Origin of the sequence: Halolamina salina, assembly GCF_042678005.1 — an archaeon.
GTDB lineage: Archaea > Halobacteriota > Halobacteria > Halobacteriales > Haloferacaceae > Halolamina > Halolamina salina.
Map to the genome: position 1 here is coordinate 3,895 of NZ_JBHUDH010000017.1, position 3,748 is coordinate 7,642.

4 protein-coding genes and 1 pseudogene are annotated in these 3,748 nt (G+C 68.9%); 1 reads left to right on the plus strand and 4 read right to left on the minus strand.

Annotation, left to right across the window (positions count from 1 at the left end; translation table 11 throughout):
- A pseudogene (locus tag ACFR9S_RS02370) lies at positions 1-197 on the plus strand (dihydrolipoyl dehydrogenase); the annotation flags it as partial.
- A gap of 6 nt (positions 198-203) precedes the next feature.
- Here ACFR9S_RS02370 and ACFR9S_RS02375 read toward each other — a convergent pair.
- The 4 genes from ACFR9S_RS02375 to ACFR9S_RS02390 form a co-directional block, all read right to left on the minus strand.
- Entirely contained in the window at positions 204-1,181 is a 978-nt protein-coding gene (locus ACFR9S_RS02375) for an alpha-ketoacid dehydrogenase subunit beta (RefSeq protein ID WP_379817986.1), read from the minus strand.
- Positions 1,178-2,212 (minus strand): thiamine pyrophosphate-dependent dehydrogenase E1 component subunit alpha, encoded by a 1,035-nt coding sequence (locus ACFR9S_RS02380; protein ID WP_379732280.1) that lies wholly within the window; start codon positions 2,210-2,212, stop codon positions 1,178-1,180. Before ACFR9S_RS02380 ends, ACFR9S_RS02375 begins: the two co-directional genes overlap by 4 nt.
- Before the next feature lie 78 nt (positions 2,213-2,290).
- The gene (locus tag ACFR9S_RS02385; protein WP_379817987.1) at positions 2,291-3,079 is read right to left on the minus strand and encodes an SDR family oxidoreductase; all 789 of its coding nucleotides are present in this window, start codon (positions 3,077-3,079) and stop codon (positions 2,291-2,293) included.
- Between the two features lie 72 nt (positions 3,080-3,151).
- Positions 3,152-3,748 (minus strand): 2-oxo acid dehydrogenase subunit E2 (locus tag ACFR9S_RS02390; RefSeq protein WP_379817988.1); only part of this gene is annotated, 597 nt, incomplete at its 5' end.

The following is a 3,748-nucleotide window of genomic DNA, read 5'->3' on the forward strand; positions in this document are numbered from 1 at the left end:
ACGGGACGCTGCTGGGCGCCCAGATCGTCGGCCCGGAGGCGTCGGAGCTGATCGGCGAACTGACGCTCGCGGTTCGGAACGAACTCACCGCGGCCGACGTGGCTCACACCGTCCACGCGCACCCGACGCTGGGGGAGGCGTTGATGGAGGCCGCCGCGAACGTCGACGGCGAGGCGATACACACCGTGAACCGCTGAGGCGGCTCAGAGCGTGCGTTCGATCGCGCGGCGCACGTCGTCGGCGTCGGGCACGACCTCGTCCTCCTGTGTCGGCGAGAAGGGAATCGGCGTGTCGGGGACGCAGACGCGCTGCAACGGCGCGTCGAGGTGCCAGAACGCGTCCTCGGCCGACCGCGCGAACACTTCTGCGTGGAACCCGTAGGAGAGCGGGCTCTCGTCGGCGACGACCAGCCGCCCCGTCTTCTCGATACTGTCGGCGATCGTGTCGGTGTCCAGCGGGTAGAGCGAGCGCGGGTCGATCACCTCGATGCCGAGGTCGTCGAACTCCCGGCTCGCCGCGAGCGCCTCGCCGAGCAGTCGCTGGGTGGCGACGACGGTCACGTCGTCGCCCTCCTGTTCGACGCTTGCCTCGCCCAGCGGGACGGTGAACTCCTCGTCGACCGGCACCTCGCCCCGGCGCTCGTAGATCGTCTTGTTCTCGAAGAACACCACCGGGTCGTCCGACCTGATGGCGGACTTCATCAGCCCCTTCGCCGCCTCGGGCGTGCCCGGGGCGACCGCCTTGATCCCCGGGAGGTGGGACACCATCGAGTGGACCGTCCCGGAGTGCTGGGCCGCGGCGTTGAGTCCGGCGCCCTCGATCGCCCGGATCGTCATGGGGACGGAACTCGCGCCGCCGAACATGTAGCGGGTCTTTCCGGCCTGATTCATCACCTGGTCGTAGCAGACGCCGATGAAGTCCGAGAAGCTGAGGTTCACGACCGGCCGAAGCCCGGTCGCGGCGGCGCCGACGCCCGAGCCGATCTGTGCCGCCTCGCTAATCGGCGTGTTCCGCACGCGGTCGAAGCCGAACTCGTCGTGCAGCCCGGCGGTCACCTCGAAGGAGCCGCCGTCCTCCTCGTCCTGACCCATGATGAACACGTCGTCGTCCCGGAGCAGCTCCTCCCGGAGCGCCGAGCGGATCGCCTCGCGGAGGCTCAGTCGCTCGGTCTCGCCGCTCATTCTCCACCCCCGTCGGCGCGGAGCCGATCGTGGAACCGCTCGACGTCGTCGACGGGCTCGGCGAACACGTCGTCGTAGGCGTCCTCCGGGTCGGGCTCGTCGGCGTCGCGGGCGAACTGGATGGCGGCGTCGATCTCCTCGACGACCGACTCACGTAGTTCCTCGAACGTCGCCTCGTCGATCACGCCCTCCGCGAGCAGCCGCTCGCGGTAGTTCTCGATCGGGTCGCGTTCACGCTTCCACTCCTCGACCTCCTCCTCGGACCGGTAAGGCTCCTCGTCGCCCTCGAAGTGGCCGCGGTAGCGGTACGTCTTGGCCTCGATCAGCGTCGGCCCGTCGCCGGCGAGCGCGCGGTCGCGGGCATCGTTGACGAGGTCGTTGACCGCCTCCACGTCCTGCCCGTCGACGATCTCACCGGGGATCCCGTAGGACGCGGCCATGTCCGCGAGGTCCTCGATGTTGTGCTGCTCGTCGAACACCATCCCCTCGGAGTACTGGTTGTTCTCGATGACGAAGACGATCGGCAGCCCCCACGTCGCCGCGAGGTTGATCGCCTCGTGTACCTGTCCGGCGGCCGTGGAACCGTCGCCACAGAACGCGATCGCCATCCAGTCCTCGTCGCGGAGGTGGGCCGTGAGCGCCGCCCCGGTGCCCAGCGGGACGCTGGCGCCGACGATGGGCTGGGCGCCGAGCATCCCGGTGTCGAGGTCGGCGACGTGCATCGACCCCCCTCGTCCGCCACAGTAGCCTGCCTCCTTGCCGTAGAGTTCGGCCATGAGCCGATCCGATTCCAGCCCCTTCGCGAGGCTGTGACCGTGGGCGCGGTGGGTGCTCGTGACGTAGTCGTCGTCGTCGAGCGCACCGCAGGCGCCGACCGCGACGGCCTCCTGCCCCTGCGAGAGGTGGACGAACCCGGGAATCTCGTTGTCCGCGAACCGCTCGCTGACCCGGTTCTCGAACTCCCGTATCAGCAGCATCTTCCGGAGGGCCTTCCGCCTGTCGTCGGCTGAATCCAAGTCGAACTGTGGCATGATAATGATTAACGCGTAGGAATGAGCGGAGATAGCATAAAAAGCTTGGTAGCGGGGCGATTCCGGCCGATTCTCGCCTCACTCCGAGAGGAGCTGTCCCCGGGTGTTGACCATCCCGCCGTCGACGACCAGCGACGAGCCGTTGACGAAATCCGCGCGGTCGCTCGCGAGGAACACGGCGGCGTCGGCAACGTCCTCGGGTTCGCCCATCCGTCCGCGGGGGACCCCTGCGAGAAACGGGTTCTCGCCGTCCGGGTCGGTGCCGAGGTCCTCCCGCATCAGCCCCGTGTCGACGGGGCCGGGGTGGATCGCGTTGACCCGGACGTTCTCGTCGCCGAGCGCGTCGGCCAGCGCGTACGTCATCAGCCGGACCGCACCCTTCGAGGTGGAGTAGGTCACGTAGTCGCCGGCGCCTTCGAGGCCGGCGATGCTGGAGATGTTGATGATGCAGCCACCGTCGCCCTCGGCCATCCGCCGGGCGGCCCGCTGGGCGCCGAAGAACGTCCCCTTGACGTTCACGTCCATCACCTGATCGTACTCCGCTTCGGTGACCGACAGCAGCGACTCCACCCGCACGACGCCGGCGTTGTTCACCAGCACGTCGACGCCGCCGAACGCCTCGGCGGCGTCCATCGCGCCCTCGACGGCGTCCGGGTCGGACACGTCACACTCGACGAACGTCGCGTCGGCGTCGGTGTCGTCGCGGATACGCTCGGCGGTCGGCTGCCCGCCCTCGCGTGGTTCCGCGTCGAGGTCGGCGACGACCACGTCCGCGCCCTCGCCGGCGAACGCGAGCGCGATCGCGCGCCCGATCCCGCTCGCCGCGCCCGTCACGACCGCCGTCTGGCCCGTCAGGAGTTTCGTCATCGTCCGGTCGTGTGACTGACGGCGCATAAATCTACGTTGCGTGGTACCACACAACAGAAAATCCGGGGGCGATCAGTCGAGCAGTTTCTCCGCGTCGGCAAGCGTCTCGTCGAGCGTGACGAGGAACCGCGCCGCGTCGGCGCCGTCGACCACCCGGTGGTCGAAGGAGAGGCTGAACGTGATGTGTCGGGGGAACTCGATGCCGGCGTCGGTGTTGACCGGGCGCTCGCGGACGCGGTTGACGCCGAGGATCGCGATCTCGGGGGGGTTGATGATCGGCGTGAACGAGTCGCTGCCCACGACGCCGAGGTTCGACACCGTGAACGTCCCGCCGCTGAGGTCGTCGCCGTCGTACTCGCCGTCGAGCACGCGCTCGGTCAGCCGGCTTCGCTGTCGGGCGAGTTCGTCGATCGACTTCCCGCCCACGTCGGGGATGACCGGTGTGACGAGGCCGCCTTCGAGGTCGACCGCGATCCCGATGTTGTGCTCCTCGTACAGCGTGTGCGTCTCGCTGTCGGCGTCGAAGGTGGCGTTGAACTCGGGGTGTTCGTCCAGCGTCGCCGACACCGCGAGCAGCAACACGTCGGTGAGCGAGGCGTCGTCGCCGGCGGCCTCGGCCGCATCGAACGCCGCCTCGACCTCGACCTCCCGATCGACGGTGACGTGGGC

Coding starts and splice junctions, on each gene's coding strand:
- ACFR9S_RS02375 (WP_379817986.1), bottom strand. CDS start 1,181: ATGAGCGGCGAGACCGAGCGACTGAGCCTCCGCGAGGCGATCCGCTCG.
- ACFR9S_RS02380 (WP_379732280.1), bottom strand. CDS start 2,212: ATGCCACAGTTCGACTTGGATTCAGCCGACGACAGGCGGAAGGCCCTC.
- ACFR9S_RS02385 (WP_379817987.1), bottom strand. CDS start 3,079: ATGACGAAACTCCTGACGGGCCAGACGGCGGTCGTGACGGGCGCGGCG.